This is a genomic window from Micromonospora sp. NPDC004704 (assembly GCF_053601675.1).
Map to the genome: position 1 here is coordinate 298,360 of NZ_JBSGCD010000006.1, position 20,591 is coordinate 318,950.

Annotated in this window: 20 protein-coding genes and 1 pseudogene; 13 read left to right on the forward strand and 8 right to left on the reverse strand. The window is 71.1% G+C overall.

The genetic code is table 11. From position 1 onward, the window contains the following. Positions 1–22: 22 nt before the first annotated feature. The gene (locus tag ACWEFB_RS11150; protein WP_326558010.1) at positions 23–151 is read right to left on the reverse strand and encodes a SapB/AmfS family lanthipeptide; all 129 of its coding nucleotides are present in this window, start codon (positions 149–151) and stop codon (positions 23–25) included. A gap of 16 nt (positions 152–167) precedes the next feature. Beyond that, positions 168–2,840: a class III lanthionine synthetase LanKC gene (gene lanKC, locus ACWEFB_RS11155; protein ID WP_452284484.1), complete on the reverse strand. Its 2,673-nt coding sequence runs from the start codon at positions 2,838–2,840 to the stop codon at positions 168–170. Positions 2,841–2,991: 151 nt separating this feature from the next. Between lanKC and ACWEFB_RS11160 the strand changes: the two are divergent. Both ACWEFB_RS11160 and ACWEFB_RS11165 read left to right on the forward strand, forming a co-directional pair. Beyond that, positions 2,992–3,090, forward strand: a pseudogene (locus ACWEFB_RS11160) (integrase); the annotation flags it as partial. Between the two features lie 136 nt (positions 3,091–3,226). After that, positions 3,227–4,294, forward strand: coding sequence for an NAD(P)/FAD-dependent oxidoreductase (locus ACWEFB_RS11165; RefSeq protein ID WP_452284486.1), 1,068 nt, complete (start codon positions 3,227–3,229; stop codon positions 4,292–4,294). Positions 4,295–4,411: 117 nt separating this feature from the next. On the opposite strand, the gene ACWEFB_RS11170 is transcribed toward ACWEFB_RS11165, so the two are convergent. After that, entirely contained in the window at positions 4,412–4,618 is a 207-nt protein-coding gene (locus ACWEFB_RS11170; RefSeq protein WP_326558013.1) for a hypothetical protein, read from the reverse strand. Positions 4,619–4,733: 115 nt separating this feature from the next. Here ACWEFB_RS11170 and ACWEFB_RS11175 point away from each other — a divergent pair, with 115 nt between their 5' ends. Then, complete coding sequence (locus ACWEFB_RS11175) at positions 4,734–5,627, forward strand: 1-aminocyclopropane-1-carboxylate deaminase/D-cysteine desulfhydrase (protein WP_452284488.1); 894 nt, start codon at positions 4,734–4,736, stop codon at positions 5,625–5,627. Between the two features lie 53 nt (positions 5,628–5,680). Here the strand turns inward: ACWEFB_RS11175 and ACWEFB_RS11180 are convergent, their stop codons facing one another. The 3 genes from ACWEFB_RS11180 to ACWEFB_RS11190 are packed head-to-tail and all read right to left on the reverse strand — an operon-like array spanning position 5,681 to position 9,043. Beyond that, a complete protein-coding gene (locus ACWEFB_RS11180; RefSeq protein ID WP_452284490.1) occupies positions 5,681–6,913 on the reverse strand; it encodes an LCP family protein in 1,233 nt (410 codons plus the stop codon). A 55-nt stretch (positions 6,914–6,968) separates the two neighbouring features. Further along, a complete protein-coding gene (locus tag ACWEFB_RS11185; protein ID WP_452284492.1) occupies positions 6,969–8,045 on the reverse strand; it encodes an MraY family glycosyltransferase in 1,077 nt (358 codons plus the stop codon). Continuing rightward, positions 8,042–9,043 carry an NAD-dependent epimerase/dehydratase family protein gene (locus ACWEFB_RS11190; protein WP_452284494.1) on the reverse strand — a complete coding sequence of 334 codons (1,002 nt, stop codon included), beginning with the start codon at positions 9,041–9,043 and terminating at the stop codon, positions 8,042–8,044. The genes ACWEFB_RS11185 and ACWEFB_RS11190 overlap by 4 nt, the downstream gene beginning before the upstream one ends. A gap of 220 nt (positions 9,044–9,263) precedes the next feature. Here ACWEFB_RS11190 and ACWEFB_RS11195 point away from each other — a divergent pair, with 220 nt between their 5' ends. After that, positions 9,264–10,226: an NAD-dependent epimerase/dehydratase family protein gene (locus tag ACWEFB_RS11195; protein ID WP_452284495.1), complete on the forward strand. Its 963-nt coding sequence runs from the start codon at positions 9,264–9,266 to the stop codon at positions 10,224–10,226. A 69-nt stretch (positions 10,227–10,295) separates the two neighbouring features. Next, complete coding sequence (locus ACWEFB_RS11200; RefSeq protein ID WP_452284497.1) at positions 10,296–10,889, forward strand: pentapeptide repeat-containing protein; 594 nt, start codon at positions 10,296–10,298, stop codon at positions 10,887–10,889. 43 nt (positions 10,890–10,932) lie between these two features. Here ACWEFB_RS11200 and ACWEFB_RS11205 read toward each other — a convergent pair whose 3' ends face one another. Continuing rightward, the gene (locus ACWEFB_RS11205) at positions 10,933–12,195 is read right to left on the reverse strand and encodes a nucleotide sugar dehydrogenase (protein ID WP_326558020.1); all 1,263 of its coding nucleotides are present in this window, start codon (positions 12,193–12,195) and stop codon (positions 10,933–10,935) included. A gap of 199 nt (positions 12,196–12,394) precedes the next feature. After that, positions 12,395–13,891 carry a protein kinase domain-containing protein gene (locus ACWEFB_RS11210; protein WP_452284500.1) on the reverse strand — a complete coding sequence of 499 codons (1,497 nt, stop codon included), beginning with the start codon at positions 13,889–13,891 and terminating at the stop codon, positions 12,395–12,397. Positions 13,892–14,166: 275 nt separating this feature from the next. On the opposite strand from ACWEFB_RS11210, the gene egtA reads away from it, so the two are divergent. From egtA to ACWEFB_RS11250, 8 genes are all read left to right on the forward strand, one after another. Beyond that, on the forward strand, positions 14,167–15,399 hold the full coding sequence (gene egtA, locus ACWEFB_RS11215; RefSeq protein ID WP_452284502.1) for an ergothioneine biosynthesis glutamate--cysteine ligase EgtA: 1,233 nt from the start codon (positions 14,167–14,169) through the stop codon (positions 15,397–15,399). Then, entirely contained in the window at positions 15,396–16,721 is a 1,326-nt protein-coding gene (gene egtB, locus ACWEFB_RS11220; RefSeq protein WP_326558023.1) for an ergothioneine biosynthesis protein EgtB, read from the forward strand. Before egtA ends, egtB begins: the two co-directional genes overlap by 4 nt. Before the next feature lie 49 nt (positions 16,722–16,770). Then, the gene (egtC, locus tag ACWEFB_RS11225) at positions 16,771–17,520 is read left to right on the forward strand and encodes an ergothioneine biosynthesis protein EgtC (RefSeq protein ID WP_452284504.1); all 750 of its coding nucleotides are present in this window, start codon (positions 16,771–16,773) and stop codon (positions 17,518–17,520) included. Continuing rightward, complete coding sequence (gene egtD, locus ACWEFB_RS11230; protein ID WP_452284506.1) at positions 17,517–18,482, forward strand: L-histidine N(alpha)-methyltransferase; 966 nt, start codon at positions 17,517–17,519, stop codon at positions 18,480–18,482. Before egtC ends, egtD begins: the two co-directional genes overlap by 4 nt. 252 nt (positions 18,483–18,734) lie before the next feature. Continuing rightward, a complete protein-coding gene (locus ACWEFB_RS11235; RefSeq protein ID WP_326558026.1) occupies positions 18,735–19,322 on the forward strand; it encodes a TMEM165/GDT1 family protein in 588 nt (195 codons plus the stop codon). A 79-nt stretch (positions 19,323–19,401) separates the two neighbouring features. Then, positions 19,402–19,785: a DUF1622 domain-containing protein gene (locus tag ACWEFB_RS11240; RefSeq protein WP_452284508.1), complete on the forward strand. Its 384-nt coding sequence runs from the start codon at positions 19,402–19,404 to the stop codon at positions 19,783–19,785. Between the two features lie 8 nt (positions 19,786–19,793). Then, positions 19,794–20,093: a hypothetical protein gene (locus tag ACWEFB_RS11245; RefSeq protein ID WP_452284510.1), complete on the forward strand. Its 300-nt coding sequence runs from the start codon at positions 19,794–19,796 to the stop codon at positions 20,091–20,093. Between the two features lie 136 nt (positions 20,094–20,229). After that, the gene (locus ACWEFB_RS11250) at positions 20,230–20,454 is read left to right on the forward strand and encodes a hypothetical protein (RefSeq protein WP_452284512.1); all 225 of its coding nucleotides are present in this window, start codon (positions 20,230–20,232) and stop codon (positions 20,452–20,454) included. Positions 20,455–20,591: the final 137 nt, after the last annotated feature.

Genomic DNA, 20,591 nt, shown 5'->3' on the forward strand with positions numbered 1-20,591 from the left:
CCAGGGCTCGGTGTCGAACCGATCAGTTGCAGGTCGTCAGGGACAGCGAGCTGTCGCCGCAGAGCAGCAGGCTGGCCCGGCTTCCACCGGTGTCACCGCCCTTGAGCTCCTCCGCGGTCAGTTCCAGGCCCTGCAGGTCGAGAAGCGCCATGTCGTGCCACCTCATCTCATTCGTTCGATCGGTTGTCCACCCTCGCGGGCGCGAGGGAGTCTCGGGTGGGGTCGCCCGGTGACCGCCGCGCGGCCGGGGCCCAGGGCGTGAGGAAGGGCAGCGTCACCGGTCGGTCGGACCGGGCCGACGTGATCGCGAGCAGGACGCCCGCGCTGCCGGTGGCGAGGTCCATGGAGAGCCGCAGCAACTGTTCGCCGGGAAACGCGACACCGTCCCGGTAGGGCATCGCGTGCCAGCTCAACCGCCGGAGCTGACCATCCAACTCCCGCCGGTCCTCGTCCGACCCGTCCGGCACGGGCGCACCGGGCCGGCTCGACCCGGCGGTAGCGATGCGGGCGGCGAGGTAGACGATGATGCCGGCCCGGCCCGCGAACAGACCGGACTGGACGTAGAGCGGTGACCGGGCGGCCCGCCGGATCGCCAGGGCCGCCTCGGTGAACTGCTCGTCCGGGCGGTGCCGGAGATACTGGTCGAGGACCAGCCCGATGCCGACGCTGCCGTGCGCCAGGTAGGGCATCGTCCGCCAGCCCTCGTCGACCTCCATCGCACCGTCCGCGCGGACCACACAGCGCCGCAGGTCCTGGCGGAGCGCGGTGGCGGCAAGGTCGAGCAGGGCGGGGTCGCCGGAGACCTCATGGAGCCGCAGGAACATCAGCGCCGGGCCCGACCGGCCCCGGGTCAGCCCGGCGTACGGATGCTGCCCGCCACTGGTCCGGCTCCCGGTGTCGTCGGCCTCGCGTACCCGGTCGGTGACCAGGTCGGCGGCCCGCCAGGCTGCTTCCCACAGTCCCGGCTCACCGGTGCGGTGGGCCAGTTCGGCCAGGTTCAGCGCCATCCCCGACAGGCCACCGGCCAGGTCGTGCCCGAGTCGGGTCCACGGCTCGCGCAGGCAGATGTCGAGTACGTCGAGGGCCCGTTGCCGGTGGCCGAGGTGCTCCAGCACGTACGCCACCCCGTGGAGTCCGTCGTAGAAGCCGCACCGGCTGCCCGAGGGCGGATCGAGTGCCCGTTCGACCAGCCAGTCCTCGTGTTCGGGGAACCGGCCGGCGTCACCGGCCGCGAGGGCGTACAGGACACCGGCGGCGCCGTGGGCCAGGTTCAGGCCGCCCGCCCGGAACTGTTCGATGTCGCCGGGAAAGAGCCGGTCCGTACGGTCGGGGGTGGCGCTGGACAGGATCGCCCCGGCGAGGCGGGTACGCGACCCCTGCCAGTCAGCCAGCCCGGTCGGGAACTCCAGTGGTCCGGTGTCGGCCGTCTCCCGACCGCCGGTGATCTCCTCGACCGCCTCGTCCAGGAACGACCGGGGGACCGGGAAGTGGGCGGCGATGATGTCGGCGAAGTGCCGCGCCTTGACCGGTGCGAGTCGGACGAGTTGGGTCAGCGGCAGGAACAGCGCCAGCCGTAGGCAGGCCAGCGCGTACCGGTCGAGGGCGAAGCCGGTCCGTTCGCGCGGGGCGGCGAAGCCCTGGTTGCGCAGTCCCGGTCGGCCGGTCTCGGTGACCGGTGCGGCGACCTCGAAGTCGACCAGGGTGACCAGGTCGTCCGGGTCGATCATGATGTTGAACAGGTGCAGGTCGCCGTAGACCACACCCCGCTCGTGGATCGCCTCGATGGTCGCCTCGACCTGCCGGTACACCTCCAGGGCCCAGGTCGCGTACGCGCCCAGCCGGTCGGTGTCCGCGTCGGCGTCGATCAGCGGGTAACGCTCGACCAGGACCCGGTTCAGCGGCTGCCCGACGACGAACTCCAGGGCCAGGAAACGGTGCTCGCCCAGCCCGAACTCGTCGTGCACCCTCGGCAGTCGCGGCACGTCGGCCAGCCGCCGCAGCATGTCGCCCTCTCGGGCCAACCGGGTCACCGCGTCGGCACCGGTGGCGTCCAGTCCGGCGTACGGGCGGGCCTCCTTGAGCACCACCTGGGTGTCGTTGCGCAGGTCCCGGCCGACGTAGAGACCGCCACCGTTGGAGAAGTGGATGACCCGTTCGATCCGGTAGGGCAGGTCGGTGGTGCTGGTGGCGTTGCGGGCGGCGAGGTGCGGGGCGAGGAAGTCCGGCAACGTCACCCAGTCCGGCAGGTGCAGCACCGGGTCCCGCCGGTCCGGCACCAGCGTTCCGGAGGGGTCGGCGATCGCCGGTACGACCTGCCCGTGCGGGGAGAGGCAGTAGCGGGCGGCGAACCCGCCGTAGCGTACGAACACCGGGCCGGTGCCGTACCGCAGGTCACTGAGGATGTACGGCCCCGCCTCGCCGGCCAGCCGCTCGTCGAGTTCCTTGCACGCCAGCTCCAGCTCGTCCGGGTCCCGTGGGTAGATGGTGACGAACTTGCCGCTGGAGCCGCGCGGCGCGTACTTGGCGTTGCGCAGCAGCAACAGGCGCGGTCCGCGAAGGAACTTGAACGACAGTCCACGGGGAACGCAGTAGTCCCAGACGCCGGCCAGCACCCGGTCGGCGTTGTCCAGGGTCGCCGAGAGGTGGATCTTCCAACCCTGGGTCGGCAGGGCGCCACCGACCGGCCCGTAGACGTACCAGTCGTCCTTGGGTTCCCGCTGCCAGCCGTCCGGTACCGCGCGGGCGGCGACGGCGAACTCGGCCGTCGCCGCCCCGGTGGTCGCCAACGAGTCGTAGAAGAGCGGGTCGGCAGCGCAGTACGCGTCGTAGCGTTCGTCCATCGTCGCGGCTCCTCCGGCGGACCCCGAGAGGATCCACTGACTCGATCGATGGTTCGAGTCTCGTGCACGGGACGGTCGGCCTCTAGTGTGCTAAGTCATCGTCCCGCGTGCGGGACGCACAGTCATTGGTGACAAATGTCAGTGCGGGTCGCGCCGGCGCGGCGCCCGCCACCCGGCCGCCCAGCACCGCGAAAGCGCTTGCGTCCGCAGTGAACGCCGACAACGCTGGGGCCGGCCACGAACCAAGGCCGACCAACGCGCAACCCGGCTGCCGGTCCGGTGGGACCCCCGGACCGGCAAAGCGTGCACGGTCGGCCGACGAGCAGCATTGCCCTGTTCCCGCGGGTCGAGTCGGTTGCCGCTGCTCAGGAAGGGATCACCACGTCATGTCTCACTCCCGGCTCGCTCGGTCCGGTGGCGGCTCCACTTCGGCGGAAACGGTCATCGTGGTGGGCGCGGGCATCGTCGGCGCCTCGGTGGCGTACCACGCCGCCCGGGCCGGTGCCGTGGTGACCCTCGTCGACGCCGGGCGGCCGGGTGCCGGCGTGACGGCGAACTCGTTCGCCTGGATCGGAGCGTCCGGCGTACGCACAGGTCCAGCCGCCGCGCTGCGGGCGACCGCGACGCAGGAGTACCGCCGGATCGAGGCCGAACTCCCGGGGCTTCCGGTGACCTGGTCCGGCTCCCTGTCCTGGGGTGCGGCGGACACCGCGCCGGAGGCGGGGCCCGGGCAGGAGATTCTGGACGCGGCCACCGTGGCGACGATCGAGCCCACCCTGCGGCAGCCCCCGGAGTGGGCCGTCTGGGCGCCCGATGACGGTTCCGTCGACCCGGTGGGCGTGACCGAGCGGCTGGTCGCCGGCGCCCGCGCCCACGGTGCCCGGATCCATCCGGACACCCCGGTCACCGCGATCCGCCGGGACGCCGCAGGTCGGGTCGCCGGGGTCGAGACGGCTGGGGGACCACTCCCCGGTACGACCGTGGTGCTCGCGGCAGGGGTGGCCACGGCCGCGCTGGGCGCGCCGCTCGGCGTACGGGTCCCGGTCGAACCGTCCCCGGCGACGCTCTTCCGGTTCCGCGCTCCGGCCGGTCTGGTCCGCACCGTGGTCAACAACCCGGACTTCGATCTCCGGCAGGTCACCGCGGAACAGCTGGTCGCCGCCGCAGACTCGCCCGACCGGACCCTCGCCGCCGTCCGGTCCACCTTCCGCGGCGCCACGAACGTCGAGTTGCTCAGCTCCCGGGTCGGCGTACGCCCCATGCCGGTCGACGGCGAGCCGATCATCGGCCCGGTCGCCGAGGTGCCCGGCCTCTACGTGGCGGTGCTGCACTCCGCCGTCACGCTCGCCCCGGCCGTCGGCCGTCGGCCGCCTGGTCGCACGGGAACTGGTCGACGGCGCCGCCGAGCCGATGCTGGCAGGCTGCCGCCTCGACCGCTTCTGAGCGGGGGCTGACAGGGCTTGCGTTCGCGTCAGCGTCTCTAGACCTGCAACTGCGACGGCCAGCGGGCCGGTACGCGGAGGGGGGCCGCGTACCGGCCCGCTGGCCGGAGTTGACGCTATGAGGAAGGGTTACTTCGAGGGCTGCGGTACCTCGCAGCTGACCTTGGGGTTCAGCCCGACATAGTTGAGCGGGCCGGCGATGACCGTCACGACCGTGGTACCGGCCTCCGCGCAGTTGTCGTTGGAGCTGTCGAAGTAGCCGCGTTGACCGGCTGCTATCGCTCCGATGATCAACCAGATGACAAGGATGGCCGCTCCTGCTGATCCGATGCGCACTGTTGCCTCCTCGTCCGAGAGCCTGGATCTGCGTGCTCCTGATACCCACTACGGCGGGTCACGCAAACGCGTACCGCGAGGCTTCGATCGATGACGGTCGGTTACCGTGACCGGGGTGGCGGACGAGACGTGGTGGAGCGAACGGGTACGGCTGCGCCTGCCGTCGCCGGTGGTCGAACTGGACGACGACCGGCTCGCCCGGCACGGCGTACGGCTGCTGCTGAAGCGGGACGACCTGATCCATCCCGACCTGCCCGGCAACAAGTGGCGCAAGCTGAAGTACAACCTGGTGGCGGCGCGGGAACGGAACCTCCGGACGCTGGTGACCTTCGGTGGTGCGTACTCCAACCACATCCGGGCGGTGGCGGCGGCCGGTGCCCACTTCGGGTTCGCCACGGTCGGGGTGATCCGGGGCGAGCAGCACCTCCCGCTGAACCCGTCCCTGGCGTACGCGGTGGAGCGCGGGATGCGGCTGACGTACCTGGACCGGGCCGGCTACCGCGACAAGGACAACCCGGAGCTGCTGGCCCGGCTCCGGTCGGAGTTCGGCGAGCACTACCTGTTGCCCGAGGGCGGCAGCAACGAGCTTGCCGTACGGGGCTGTGCCGAACTTCCGGCCGAGATCACCGAACCGTTCGACGTGATCTGCGTACCGGTCGGCACCGGGGGCACGCTCGCCGGTGTCGCCGCCGGTCTGGCACCGGGCCGGTCCGCGCTCGGCTTCTCGGTGCTGCGGGGCGGGCAGTTCCTGGACGCCGAGGTGGAACGGTTACAGACCCGTGCTGGTGGATCGGTCACCGAGAACTGGCGGATCGAGTACAACTTCCACTTCGGCGGGTACGCCACGCGCCGCCCCGAGCTGGACACCTTTGTCGTCGACTTCGCCGACCGGCACGGCCTGACCCTCGATCCCGTCTACCCCGCGAAGATGATGTACGGCATCTTCGCGCTCGTCGCGGCGGGCGGATTCGAACCCGGCACCACCATCGTCGCCGTACTGACCGGCTGAGCCGTTCGCCCACCACCGGCGCTGACCGAGGCGTTCAAGCCGACGCGACCGGTTCAGGCGGGGTTGGGAGGGAGCAGGTCCTCCGGGTGCTGCGCGACGTACTCGCCGACGGTGCCGGTCTTGAACGCCTCCCAGAGCCGCTCCCGCCGATCCGGTACGAGGTCCGGGTCCCGTGCGCTCCTCTCGGTGCCGCTGGTCGTGATTTCGGTCGGCGCGGTGAGGAACCAGATGCTGTCCGTCCCGACCGCGCCCGCGGCCTGCGCCACCTCGCGCAGCTCGTCGCGGCCGAAGTGGTCGTCGACCGAGACAGCCCGCGTGAGCGCGTCCAGCAGCCGGTAGCTCGTCAACGCGTTGGAGTCCGGTGGGGGCGAGGCGACCTTGACCAGCAACGCCCGGAGCAGGTTCTGCTGGCGCTGGATCCGGTCGGCCGTCCCGCCCGGCAGGTTCTCCGGCTGCCGCAGGTACGCCCGAGCCCGAGCGCCGTCCAGGTGGTTGACGCCGCCGTGGAACCGTACGCCGTTCCGGTCGGTGACCTCGGCGGCGACCGTCACGTCGACCCCGCCGAGGACGTCCACCACGGGAGCGAGCTCCTCGAAGTCGACCACCATGAAGTGGTCGACCCGTGCGTCGGTGAGTTGTTCGACCGTGCGTACCAGCAGCGTCGGACCGCCCAGCGCGTACGCCCCGGCGATCGTCGACCGGCCGTGACCGGGCACGTCGACCCTGGTCAGGTACGGGATCGAGATCACCGAGGCCGAGTCGTCGCGGGGATCGAAGCGGATCAGCATGATCGCACCCGCGGGCGGCTGCCCGATCCGGGCCAGTGCCTCGTCGTCGGCGGGAGCGGGGGCGGGAACCAGGTCGGGGGGCGGGTCGTCGGCGTACCGGTCGGTGGCCGACCCGTCGGGGCCGCCACCCTGTCCCTGGCCGGTCGGGTCGTCCTGCGGTCCGTTCGACGCCTCGCCGTCCCGGTCGGGTCCGCGCAGCTCGGCGCCGATGGCCAGGATGCTCCGGCCGTCCTGCACCGCGGCGCTGGTCACCGGCCGTTCGGCGCTCTCGACGGGGCCGAACACCTCACCGACCCGGGAGACCTGGCCGGTCAGATCGGAACTGGTGAGGTAGCCGATGGCGAGCACGCCCACGGTGCCGGCCGACACCAGGATGGTGGTGCTCAGCGCGAGTCGGCGCAGCCGTCGGCCCCAGCGATGTCCCTCCGGTTCCTCCGGAGGCCGTCGCGGTGGTCGCGGGGTGATGCCGTCGAAGAGGAAATCGAGCCCGTCGTTCACCCCACGTCACCACCGAGCCGTCGGCGGGCCGGGATCCGTACCACGTCCACGTCGGTCAGCCTCGCACCGAGTCGGGGGCGCGGCCGGCCGTCGCGGGCGTCGGCTGTTCGCGCCGGGTCGGTTGTCCGTAACCGGCTGGCACCTGCAACAGCAGCACGATCAGCACGGCCACCGCGCCCAGCGCCCCGAGCAGGGCGGTGCTGCCGGGCAGCACACCGGCCGAGACCAGGACCGCGATCAGGCCGGCGGTCGACGTGCCCAGGAAGAGGGCGCCGAGCAGCGCGTGCGGACCGACGCCGGTACGCAGCAGCCGGTGCGCGACATGGTCGGTGCCGCCCTGGAGCCATGACCTGCCGGCCCGTTGCCGGGACACCAGGACGAGCCCGGTGTCGACGGCGGCGACGAAAATGATCAGCAGGAGAATGGCCGACCGGTCCACCGTCGCGCGTCCGGGAGCGACCATCGCCGCGCCGGTCGCGATCAGGAAACCGATGAACAGCGATCCACTGTCGCCCATGAAGATCCGGGCCGGTGCGGCGTTGTGCAACAGGAACCCGGTGCAGGCCGCGGCCAGGCAGAGCAGCAACAGGGCCAGGTCGGGCTGGCCGGCGACAACGGCGAAGACGGACAGCGGTACGGCGGTCGCGCAGGCCACCGTGGCCAGTGCCCCGTCGGTGTTGTCCAGCAGGTTGAACGAGTTGGTCACCACGATGATCCAGCCGACCGTGAGCAGCAGATCGAGCTGGTCCTGACCGATAAGGTTCAGCCGCACGCCGCCCAGTGCCACGGCGGTGGCGAGCAGCGCCTCGATCGCCATCCGGGTGCTCGGCCTGAGCGTCCGGGCGTCGTCGACCAGGCCGAGCACGGCGATTCCGAGCGCGGCGGCGAGCACCAGCCAGATCCGGGACCGATCGAGGTCCACGAGCGCGGCGGTCGGTATCAGCGTGGCGACGACGAGGGCCGCCCCGCCGAGGTACGGGGTGACCCGCCGGTGTGCCTTGTGCGGCGCGGGCCGGTCGGTGAGGCCGCAGCGCAGCGCCACCCGCCGCGCCGGCTCGACGAGTACGGCCACCAGCAGGAGCGCGGCGAGTGCACCGATCGCCGTCTCGGTGGCCGGTAGTGGCACGTTCACGCCGGCAGCATCTGGATCCGGCCGGCCTCTTCGGCCCGCGCCTCGGCGACGGTTTCGCGCAGGATGTCATCGAGGGTGCGCGTCGGCGTCCAACCGATCATCCGGTTGATCTTGGTGATGTCGGGCACCCGCCGGACCATGTCCTCGAACCCGAGACCGTACGCCGTCTCGTAGGGCACCAGCCGCACCTCGGAGGTGCTCTGGGTCTGCTTCACGATCCGCCAGGCGAGGTCGAGGATGCTGATCTCGGCGGGGGAGCCGACGTTGACCGTCTCGCCGATCGCTGCCTCGCAGTCGAGCAGGTCCATCAGCGCGCCGACCACGTCGGTCACGTGCGCGAAGCATCGGGTCTGCGACCCGTCGCCGTAGACGGTCAGCGGCTGGGACCGGACCGCCTGGCGGACCAGGCGCGGGATGACCATGCCGTACGCCGGGCTCTGTCGGGGTCCGACCACGTTGAACAGCCGGACGACCATGCTGGGCAGGGACCGTTCCTTGTGGTACGCGTTCGCGAGGATCTCGTCCACCGCCTTGGCCGTGCTGTACGCCCACCGCACCACGGCCGGGCTGCCCAGGATCCGGTCGGCGTCCTCGGTCAGCGGGCCGCGCGAGTTCTTGCCGTACACCTCGGAGGTGCTGGCGATGAGGATCTTGCGCCGGTAGCGGTGCGCCGCCTCGATCACGATCTCCGAACCGCGGATGTTCGTGGTGAGCGACTTCAGCGGCTGCTCCACGATCAGTTTGACGCCGACCGCGGCGGCGAGGTGGACCACGGTGTCGCACCGGTGCACCAGTTCGTCGACGACCAGTTCGTCGAGCACAGAACCTTGGACGAAGTGCAGGTCAGGGTGGGTCGATGCCTGGTCCAGGTTGGCGATCCGACCGGTGGACAGGTTGTCCAGGACGACCACCCGGTCGCCTCGGGCCAGTAGCGCGTCCACCAGATGTGAGCCGATGAAACCGGCGCCGCCGGTGACCAGAATCGTGCCGCGTGGCATGGAACGTCCCCTCTGTTTCGCTCGCTGACGTGCCGCGAGTCCCGTTGGAATTCGGCCCCGTTGAGCACGATAGGCCATATATCATCGCCAGGGCGACAAACAGTGATTTCGTGCAGCATGATCGTTTATCGCGTGGTTCAGGGCGGGAAGGTGCCTCAGTGCTGGGGTGTCGCCCGACGTCCGGGTTGTCTAACTCGTTTCGTGCAGAGAGGGATATCGGGTGAGAGTCCTCGTTACCGGCGGAGCCGGCTTTATCGGTGCCAACACCTGTCGAGAGTTGGTCGATAGGCCGGAAATCGGGCAAGTTGTCGCGCTGGACGACCTCAGCACCGGCTTCGAGGGGAATCTCGCCGACCTCCCGGTCCGGCTCGTGACCGGGTCGATCCTCGACCGCGACCTGCTCGACGAACTGGTGCACGGTATGGACGCCGTCATCCACCTCGCCGCACGCCCGTCGGTGCCCCGCTCACTGGCCGACCCGGTAGCCAGCCACGAGGCGAACGCGACCGGCACCCTCTACCTGCTGGAAGCGTGCCGCCGCGCCGGGACCTACCTGGTCGCGGCCTCGTCCTCCTCGGTCTACGGATCCGTCGCCGAGCTGCCTAAGCACGAGGACCTCGCCACCCGACCGATGAGCCCGTACGCGGCCAGCAAGCTCGCCGCCGAGGCGCAGGTGCTGGCGTACCACTCGGCCTTCGGGGTGCCGACCCTGGCGCTGCGGTTCTTCAACGTCTACGGACCGTTGCAGTCGGTCGGGCACGCCTACGCCGCCGTGATCCCGGCCTTCGTGGATGCCGCACTGCGTGGTGAGCCGCTGACCGTGCACGGCGACGGGGCCCAGAGCCGGGACTTCACGTACGTCGGCACGGTCGCCCAGGTGCTCGCGGACGCGGTCGTACGCCGGGTCACCTCGACCGTCCCGGTCAACCTCGCGTACGGCAACCGGGTCTCCCTGCTCACCCTGATCGGCAAGCTGGCCTCGCTGGTCGGCCGTCCGGTCGAGGTCGCACACGGCCCCGCCCGGGTCGGTGACGTACGCGAGTCGCAGGCGGACTCGACCCGCCTCACCAACCTGTTCCCGGCGATCCGTCCGGTGCCACTGGACGACGGCCTGGCCCAGACCGTCGACTGGTACCGGAGCCAGTCCCGGCACGCCCCGGAGCCGGTGCCGGCCGCCGGTTGACCCACCGAACCCACTTGCCAGGGTCGCCTCCGGAGGTGTCCTGTCGCACCACGGCACTAGGCTGCCGGAGTGGTGAAGACGATCGAGGGTGAGACGTTCCGGAACGAGGACTGGTACGGCGACGAGTTCACCGACAGCACCTACGTCGGATGCACCTTCCTGCACGTCGACCTGATGGAGGCCTCGACGCGGGGCACGGTGTTCCAGGACTGCACCTTCGGCAACGTCCAGTTCAACGCCTCCCGGCACACCGACTCGGCCTTCCTGCGCTGTACCTTCAAGCGCTGCAACCTCTTCGAGGCCGAGTTCACCGGGTGCAAGTTCGTCGGCAGCACCTTCACCGAGTCGGACCTGCGTCCACTGCGGGTGTTCGGGGGTGACTGGTCGTTCGTCGGCCTGTCCGGCGCCGACCTGCGCGGGGTGAGGTTCGACGGCGTACGGATGCGCGAGGTCGACCTCACCGCGGCCAACTGCGCCGAGGCGGCCATCGTCAACGTGGACCTCTCCGGCGCCCAACTGCACCACGCCAACCTCGTCCGGTGCGACCTGCGCGGCAGCGACCTGAGCGCGCTCGATCCGAGCACCACCCAACTGACCGGCGCGATCATCGACCCGGCCCAGGCTGTGGTCATCGCACAGACCCTCGGCCTGGAGATCCGCTGAGCCCGGTCAGCCCTCGAGTTCCCGTCCCCGACGGGTCACCGGGTCAGAGCCGTTCGACCGCCCGACCGACGCACCGGTTGCGGCTGTCGAAGACGTACGTCGCGGACGAGCCGATCATCTCGTAGTCCAGCCCGTCGTGGTCGGTCACGATCAGCACCGCGTCGGCGGCGTCGACCTCGTCCTCGGTCAGGTCCACCACGGTCACGCCGACCGGGATGTGGTGCGGTTCGGCGTACGGCTCGACCGCGCGGACCTCGGCGCCGAGCGCGCGGAGCCGGGCCGCCACCTCGATGGCGGGGGAGTCCCGCATGTCCCCGGTGTTCTTCTTGTACGCCAGCCCGATCAGCAGCAGCCGGGCCCCGTTGATCGTCCGCCCCTGCTTGTTCAGACCCACCATGAGCCGCTGGACCACGTGCTGCGGCATCTCGTGGTTGATGTCGTTGGCCAGCTCGACGAACCGGAACTGTCGACCGAGCGTCCGTTTGACCTGCCAGGACAGGTAGCACGGGTCGATCGGCAGGCAGTGGCCGCCGACCCCCGGGCCGGGCCGGAACGGCATGAAGCCGAACGGCTTGGTGGAGGCGGCGTCGATCGCCTGCCACACGTCGACGCCCAGCTCGCTGGCGCACATCGTCAGCTCGTTGATCAGGGCGATGTTGACCTGGCGGAACGTGTTCTCGATCAACTTGGTCAGCTCGGCCACCCGGGTCGAGTCGACCGCGACGGTCTGCTCGACGATCCGCCGGTAGAAGCCGTCCACCCGGGCGAGGGCGTTGGCGTCCACCCCGGAGACGACCTTGGGGGTGTTCTCCAGCCGCCAGGTCGGGTTGCCGGGGTCGATCCGCTCCGGGCTGTAGCCGAGGTGGAAGTCGCCGGGGCTCTGCAGGCCGGTGGCCTCCTCCAGCAGGGGCCGGAGCAGTTCCTCGGTGGTGCCGGGGTAGGTGGTCGACTCCAGGATGACCGTGCACCCGGGCCGGACGTACGGGGCGATGGCCGTACCGGCGTGCTCGACGTAGCTCAGGTCCGGTGCGCCGTCGCGCAGCGGGGTCGGCACGCTGATCACGCAGACGTCGAAGTCGCGGGCGTCGGTGTAGTCGCTGCTCGGCCGGTAGCGTCCGGTGGCCAGCGCGGCGTTGAGGCGGTTGGTGGAGATGTCCTCGATGAACGACTCCCCGGCGCTGAGCCGCTTGACCCTGCTGTCGTCCAGGTCCAGGCCGACGACGTCGAGTCCGGCCTCGACCGCGCGGATCGCCAACGGCAAGCCGACATATCCCTGACCGATGACGACCAGTTTTTCAACGCTCATACGGGGCTCCTAGGGCTGTAACCAGGTAACCCGCACTTTATGGCGACTTATGCGCGCAGGAGCGTGAAACAGGATTAATGGCGTTCTCGCGTTCCGAAGGTGGCACGACCCCGCGCCGGCCTCCCGCGAACCGGCGTCACACGGGCGACGCCCCACTGGGTGCAGAGCTGCCCGTGCAGGTCAGGAGCGCCCGTCCGAGTCAGGGTTTGCCCGGCGACGCTACCGGGACCTGCGGTTCGGCCGGCGCGTCCGGCGTAGCGGGCGCGTCGGTCTCGGGTGGTGGGGTCTGCTCCGACGAGGTCTGGCTCGCGGTGGGGCGGGCGGAGGTCGGCACCGGGCTCGGCGTGGCACTCGGCACCGTGCTCGCCGACGCCACCGGAGACCCGGTCGCCGCCGGACCGGACGGTGCGCCGGGGGCCGGCGCGTTCGAGGTACGCCCCGACGGTGCGGCATCGTCCTGGCCGGCGCCCGCGCTCGGGCCGGCACCCGGTACCGCCCCGGTGGCGCTCGGATTGACCGGCGGCGTCTGCCCCCTGCCGCCGTCGTCGCGCACGAAGGCGAGTACGCCCAGCAGCGCCCCACCGGCGAGCAGGGTGGCGGCCCCGGCCATCACCACCGCACGGCGGCCCGACGCCCGATTCGGGCGGGCACCGGCCGGAACGGGCGCACCGGTCCCGTCGCCGGGTCCGCCCCGGAAGTCGCGTACGACCGGCATTTCGGGCAGGGTCCCCGTGCCCACGCCACCATCCGTTCCGGTCGACCGGGAAGCGATGGCGGCGCCGGCCAGCGCGCCCCCGACCGGGGCGAGGCCGGCAACCGGCGCTGTGGCGGCACCGACTGATCCGTCGGTGCCGGCCAGCGCGGCGTCGGCGGCCTCGGCGAACGCCGCCGCACTCGGGTACCGATCCTCGGGCGCCTTCGCCAGTGCCCGGCTGACCAGTGCGGCGACCGGTGCCGGCAGGTCCGCCGGCGGGGTCGGCGGTGGGTCGTGCAGGTGCCGGACGGCAACCTCCAGCGCGGTCTTGCCCGAGTACGGCGGCTCCCCGGCGAGGCAGTGGTACGCCACCGCGCCGAGTGCGTAGATGTCGGTGGCTGCCGACACCGGTCGGCCCGCCGCCTGCTCCGGTGCCATGTAGAGGGCGGTGCCCGGAACCGCGTTGGTGCTGGTGATCCGGGTCATGGTGGCGGAGCGGGCGACTCCGAAGTCGACCAGGACCACCGTGCCGTCCGGCTGGATCAGGAGGTTTCCCGGCTTCACGTCGCGGTGCACGATGCCGCTGCGGTGCGCGGCGTCCAGGGCCCGTGCCGCCTGTGCCACCACCGACAGGGTCTGCTCGACACCCATCCGGCCGGCCGCCTCGATCCGCCGGGAGAGCGGTTCACCGGCCACGTACTCCATGACCATGTAGTCGGCGGTGGTGCCCCCGCTCAGCACCTGTTCCCCGCAGTCGTACACCTGTACTATGCCGGGGTGGTGCAGGGTGGCCATCATCCGGGCCTCGGCCCGGAACCGGGTGATGAAGTCCGGCTCGGCCACCAGTGCCGGCAGCAGCACCTTGACCGCGACCTGTCGGCCGAGCAGGAGGTCTGTCCCGCGCCACACGTCACCCATCCCGCCGGTGGCGAGCCGTGCGTCGAGTTGGTAGCGATCGTTGAGGAGAACTCCCGGAGCCAGCACGACTGCATCCCTACCCACCCCGCGTCCCCGCCACGCCTGGCTCCACAGCCGAGTACGGCACCGCGCCGAGGGCTTGCGTTGATCGGCATGAATTTGTTGTGCTGCTCCGGTGCGGATGCGACTACACCGCGTCCGGCGCCGGGTACGGATCGTGAATCCGTTTCGCACTCGGGACGGAGTTCGTCTGGTAGACACGAGGAGGTGGCACTCCCGACAGCCCGGCCGGTCAAGGTCGGATTGGAAAACGACGGCAAGGGTAGTTCCAGTCGGTCGAACGAAGGGAGATCGATGCCGTGATACCGGCCGACCTCGACACGCCACCCGTCCTGCGCAAGTTGTCCGACGCGGAGGGCTACCTGGCGAAGATCTGTTTCAAGACCGGACCACCGATGCTCAGCGGCGTAGAACTGGAATGGACCGTTCACGACCGTACAGACCCGGCCCGACCGGTCGACCCGGACCGATTACGGGCCGCGCTCGGATCGCACGCACCACAGACACTCGACCCGGCCGGCGCATCCTCGCCGCTGCCGGGACACGGCACGGTCAGCGTCGAGCCGGGCGGGCAGGTCGAGATCTCCTCCGCCCCGCACCGCTCCCTACGCGCCCTGCACCTGCACACCAGCGCCGACATCGACCGCCTCACCGAACTGCTGGCCAGCGCCGGCCTGAGGCTCGGTCGCAGCGGTATCGACCCGTACCGCACACCCACCCCGGTGGTGGACACCCCCCGCTACCGCGCGATGCGCACCGCCTTCGACCGTCGCGGCCCAGCCGGGCGGACCATGATGTACAGCACCGCCGGCCTGCAGGTCTGCCTCGACGCAGGCACCCGGGACGGGTTCCGGGACCGCTGGGACGCACTCCACTGGCTCGGACCACCGCTGCTCGCCGCGTTCGCGACCGCACGGCACCACGCCGGTCGTGACACCGGCTGGGCCTCGGCCCGGATGGCGGCCTGGTTCGCCATCGATCCGCCCCGCACCCGGCCGGCCTGGACGGCGGCCCGTGCGGGCGCGGATCCGGTCGCCACCTGGTCGGCCTACGCACTCGGCGCGCCACTGCTCTGCGTACGGCGACCCGACGGGGACTGGAGGGTGCCGGACGGGATCACGTTCCGCGACTGGATCGGCGGCGCACTGCCGCAGCCGCCGACCCAGGAGGACCTCGACTACCACATCAGCACCCTGTTCCCCCCGGTACGGGCCCGCGGCTACCTGGAGGTCCGTTACCTCGACGCACAGCCGCCCGGCGAGTGGATCGCACCCGTCGGGGTGCTCGCCGCGCTGCTCGACGACACCGCCGCGTTGAGCCTGGCCAGGGAGGCGTGCGAGCCGGTGCTCGACCGTTGGGACGAGGCGGCCCGGCACGGCCTGGCCGACCCGGCCCTGGCGCGGGCGGCCGCCGCCGTACTGCGGGTCGCGTTGGCGGCGGTGGACCGTACCGACCTGGCGCCGGCGACCCGAGATCAGATCAGCCACATCGTGCAGCGGCGACTGGGCGCCGCGGACAGGAGACGACCATGACCTCCGCGGGATCGGACCGGGATCTCCGGGTACGGATCGCAGACGAGTTGGAACGGGCCCGTACCCGGAGCGCGCTGCTCACCGAGGCGGTGGACGAGACCGAGCTGATGCGTCAGCACTCGCCAATCATGTCGCCGCTGGTCTGGGACCTCGCCCACGTCGGCAACCAGGAGGAACTCTGGCTCGTCCGCGACGTCGGTGGCCGCGAGCCGGTACGCCGCGACATCGACGACCTGTACGACGCGTTCAAACAGCCCCGCCGGGACCGGCCGGCGCTGCCCCTGCTCCGGCCCGACGAGGCCCGGTCCTACCTGGTCACCGTCCGGGACAAGGTGCTCGACCTGCTCGACGGGATCCGGTTCGACAGCCGTCGGTTGGTGAGCGACGGGTTCGCGTTCGGGATGATCGTCCAGCACGAGCAGCAGCACGACGAGACCATGCTCGCCACCCACCAGTTGCGGATCGGTCCACCGGCACTCGCCGCACCACCGCCACCACCCGCGGTCGTGCCGGTCTCCGGTGAGGTACGGGTGCCCGGCAGCCGCTTCACAATGGGCACCTCGACCGACCCCTGGGCGCTCGACAACGAGCGCCCGGCACACGTGGTGGACGTACCGGAGTTCTTCATCGACGCGGCGCCGGTGACCAACGGGGAGTACCTGGCCTTCCTGACCGGGGGCGGTTACGACAACGAGCGCTGGTGGAGCGGGCCCGGCTGGCAGCACCGGCAGGAGGCGGGACTGACCGCGCCCCTGCACTGGCGGCACGACGGGACCGAGTGGGGTTACGTCCGTTTCGGTCGGTACTCCCGCCTGATCATGGACGAGCCGGTGGTGCACGTCTGCTTCTACGAGGCCGAGGCGTACGCCGCCTGGGCCGGCAAGCGGCTGCCGACCGAGGTGGAGTGGGAGAAGGCGGCCCGCTGGGACCCGGCCACCGGACGCTCCCGCCGCTACCCGTGGGGGGACGCCGATCCGGGCCCGGAGCAGGCGAATCTCGGCCAGCGGCACCTGGCGCCGGCACCGGTCGGCGCGTACCCCGCCGGTGCGTCGCCGCTGGGGGTGCACCAGTTGATCGGGGACGTCTGGGAGTGGACGTCGAGCGGGTTCGAGGGCTACCCCGGTTTCACCGCGTTCCCGTACCGGGAGTATTCGGAGGTCTTCTTCGGCAACTCGTACCGGATGTTGCGGGGTGGGTCGTTCGGCACCGACCGGTCGGCCTGCCGGGGCACCTTCCGCAACTGGGACCTGCCGATCCGGCGGCAGATCTTCAGCGGCTTCCGCTGTGCCCGGGACCCCCGCCCGGAGGAGACCGGCGCGTGAGCCACCGGCACCCGTACGGTCGTCCCCGGCCGCGTCCGGTGGTCGGCTGATGTGCCGGCACCTGGTCTACCTCGGACCGCCGGTATCCCTGGCCGCCCTGCTGTTCGACCCGCCGCACGGGCTGGTCCGGCAGTCCTGGGCGCCCCTGGACATGCGCGGCGGCGGGACCGTCAACGCCGACGGCTTCGGTGTCGCCTGGTACGCCGACGCCCCCGACCCGGTCCGCTACCGCCGGTCGACCCCGATCTGGGCGGACGCGGCCCTGCCGGCGCTGGCCGCCTCGACCCGCTCCGGGGCGGTACTGGCGGCGGTCCGTTCGGCCACCGTCGGTATGCCGGTGGTGGAGACGGCGGCGGCGCCCTTCGCGGAGGGACGCTGGCTGTTCAGCCACAACGGGGCGGTTCCCGGCTGGCCGGAGACGCTGGTGCCGCTGGCCGAGGGGCTGCCGGTCCGGGACCTGCTCACCCTCGACGCCCCCACCGACGCGGCACTGCTCTGGGCACTGGTACGGCACCAGCTCCGGACCGGCGTCCCACCGGACCTGGCGATCGCCGCCACCGTACGGATGGTCGCCGCCGCCGTACCCGGATCCCGGCTGAACCTGATGCTCACCGACGGCGTGACCGCGGTCGCCTCCACCGCCGGACACGCCCTGTCGGTACGCACCGGCCCCGGTTCGGTGCTGATCAGCTCCGAACCGCTCGACGACGACCCGGCCTGGGCCGGGGTACCGGACGGCCAACTGGTCGTCGCCACCACCGACGAGCTGCACCTGCGACCGATAGGAGAGTTGGCGTGACCGCGGATCCGTTGGAGATCTACCTGGAAGAGCGGGACCTGGCCCGAGCGTTGCGCGAGGACGTCCGGACCGGGCTGACCGCGTCACCGAAGTGGCTGCCGCCGAAGTGGTTCTACGACGCGCGGGGCAGCGAACTGTTCGAGGAGATCACCCGGCTGCCGGAGTACTACCCGACCCGGACCGAGCGGGCGATCCTGGCCGAGCACGCCGCCGAGATCGCCCGGATCACCGGGGCGAAGACGCTGATCGAGCTGGGGTCGGGGTCGTCGGAGAAGACCCGGCTGCTGCTCGACGCGTTCACCCGGCACGGTGGGCTGGGCACCTTCGTACCGCTGGACGTCTCGATCAGCGCGCTGCGGCAGTCCACGGCCGAGATCGCCGAGGCGTACCCGGGTCTGCGCGTCCGTGGCCTGGTCGGCGACTTCACCCACCAGCTCGACCGGCTGCCGACCGGTGGCAGCCGGTTGGTGGCCTTCCTCGGCGGGACGATCGGCAACCTGGTGCCGGCCGAGCGGGCGGAGTTCCTCCGGTCGATGCGGGACGCGCTGGAGTCCGACGACTGGTTGCTGCTCGGGGTCGATCTGGTCAAGGACCCGGCGGTGCTGGTGCCCGCGTACGACGACGCGGCCGGGGTGACCGCCCAGTTCAACCGCAACGTGCTGTCGGTGATCAACCGGGAGTTGGGGGCGGACTTCGATCCGGCCGCGTTCGAGCACGTGGCGATCTGGGACCCGGAGCACGAGTGGATCGAGATGCGGCTGCGGGCGCGCCGGGCGAGCCGGGTCCGGGTGCTCGACCTCGACGTGGACTTCGCCGAGGGCGAGGAGATGCGAACCGAGGTGTCCGCCAAGTTCCGACCCGAGGGCGTCACCGCCGAGCTGGACTCGGCCGGTTTCCTCGTCCGCCACTGCTGGACCGACGAGCGCGACCTTTTCGCGGTGGTTCTCGCCCAGGTCGCCTGACCTGCACCGACTCCTCCTCCGGCCGGTTCGCCGGTCCGCTCGGCGGGCCGGCGGGCCGACTCGGCGGGAGATCGGTTAGGCTCGGTGACGCGAAGGGGAGTAGCTCCCAATGTCGTGGTCGACATACTGGTGCGCAAGCATCCGGCCACGCGGCCTCACCACGGTGAGGCGGGCGAGACCTTCGACCAGGCTGTTCAAGCCGGGTCGAGGTCGATCGCGCCCTGGACCCGGTCCCGACCGGGAAGGGTTTTCATGGAGGGCTTCTTTGTTGCCCTGGTGGTCAGCTTCGGCGTGATCTTCGTTGCCGAACTCGGCGACAAGTCACAGCTCATAGCGCTGACCTTCGCCACCAGGTTCAAACCGGTGCCGGTGCTGATCGGTATCACGATCGCCACCGCGCTGGTCCACCTCGCCTCGGTGGCGATCGGCTACGGTCTCGGTGCGACGTTGCCCACCGGCTGGATCGCGCTCGGCGCCGGTGTGGCCTTCCTCGGCTTCGGCGCGTGGACGTTGCGCGGCGACAGGCTGACCGAGGAGGAACGGGCCAAGGCCGAGCAGACGAAACGGTCGGCGATCATCGCCGTCTCGGTCGCGTTCTTCATCGCCGAGTTGGGCGACAAGACGATGCTCGCGACGATCACCCTGGCCACCCAGTACGGCTGGTTCGGCACCTGGGTCGGCTCGACGGTGGGCATGGTCGCGGCGGACGCGTTGGCCATCCTGGTCGGCCGGATGCTCGGCCGTCGGCTGCCGGAAAAGGTCATCAAGTACGGCGCCGCCGCCCTGTTCGCGATCTCCGGCCTCTGGCTGCTGCTCGACGGGCTGAAGGAACTGCTCTGACCCGTTCCGGCCTACTCGGCCCGGCGTGGGGTAACCGCCCTCGGGTGTGCCCCACGCCGGGTGGGCCGAGGGAGCCGGGTTGGCCGAGGAACTGCTGCGCGATGTCTCCGGTGTGCTGGTCACCGTGGTGGAGGCGATCGGCGCGTGTGTCATCTTCGCCGGGGCGATCTGGGCGGCGGTTCGGTTCGTCGTGCTGGCGGTGCGCCACCGTACCGCCGCGGTCTTCACCCCCGTCCGGCTCTCGCTGGGCCGGTTCCTCACCCTCGGCCTCGAATTCCAGCTCGCCGCGGACGTGCTCCGTACGGCGGTCGCTCCGAGCTTCAACCAGATCGGGCAGTTGGCGGCCATCGCCACCATCCGGACCGCGCTGAACTATTTCCTGCGCCGCGAGATCGAACAGGAACAGCGCCAGATCGCCGGCCGTACGGCACCCGCTGATCGTCCCCACCCGGAGACGCCGTGATCCGGTCGATGGCGATCAGTCTGATCACCGCGGTCGCCCTGTTCTCCGGACTGGTGACCCTGCTGACGGTCCGGTCCTGGCGTACCGCCCTGCGGTTGCTGCTGGACCTGCTGACCGCGGCCAGCCTGATCCGGCTCGCCTCGGCCGAGCACTGGGCCGACATCGCCACGGCGGGAACGATCGTGCTGTTGCGTACGGTGATCGGCGCGGTGCTCGCGACCCCCGCCACCGGCTCCGGCCCGGCCCGCTCGGTGCCCGCCACCCCTCCCGACCGGCCTGATCCGGCGCCGACGGGCCCGACCGGGTGACCCGGGCAATGCCCGGCGTTTGCCATCCCACCGTCTCCGCCATGCCTACCGTGAGTGGTGCTCGGGCCGGTCCGGCCCGTGCATACGCGGCCGTGACCGACTGCGCGGGGCGGCCCGACGAACAGGGGGTCGAGCGATGACCACACCACCCGATGGCGGGGCTCGCCACGACGAGCCGAACGAGTACGGCTTCGCCGGTGACCCGACGGTGCCGGAGCCGGAGCGCACGAACCGCCCGGACGAGCTCGACGAGGCGGAGGAGGTGGCGGTGCCCGGGGACGACTTCACCGAAGGGCTCAGCGAGTCCCTCGACAACGAGGAATCCCACGACCCCCACCGCGGCGACGGCAAACCTCGGTAGCAATATCGGCCGTGTTGGGCCGAATACGGGCACAAGGCCGGTTCGGTCCTCTACATTCGGTTCGGCGCTGAATGCGGGCGGTATGGATCTTTTTCATACTGTCTGAGTTTCCGGGCGTACCGAATAGCCCGCACGCC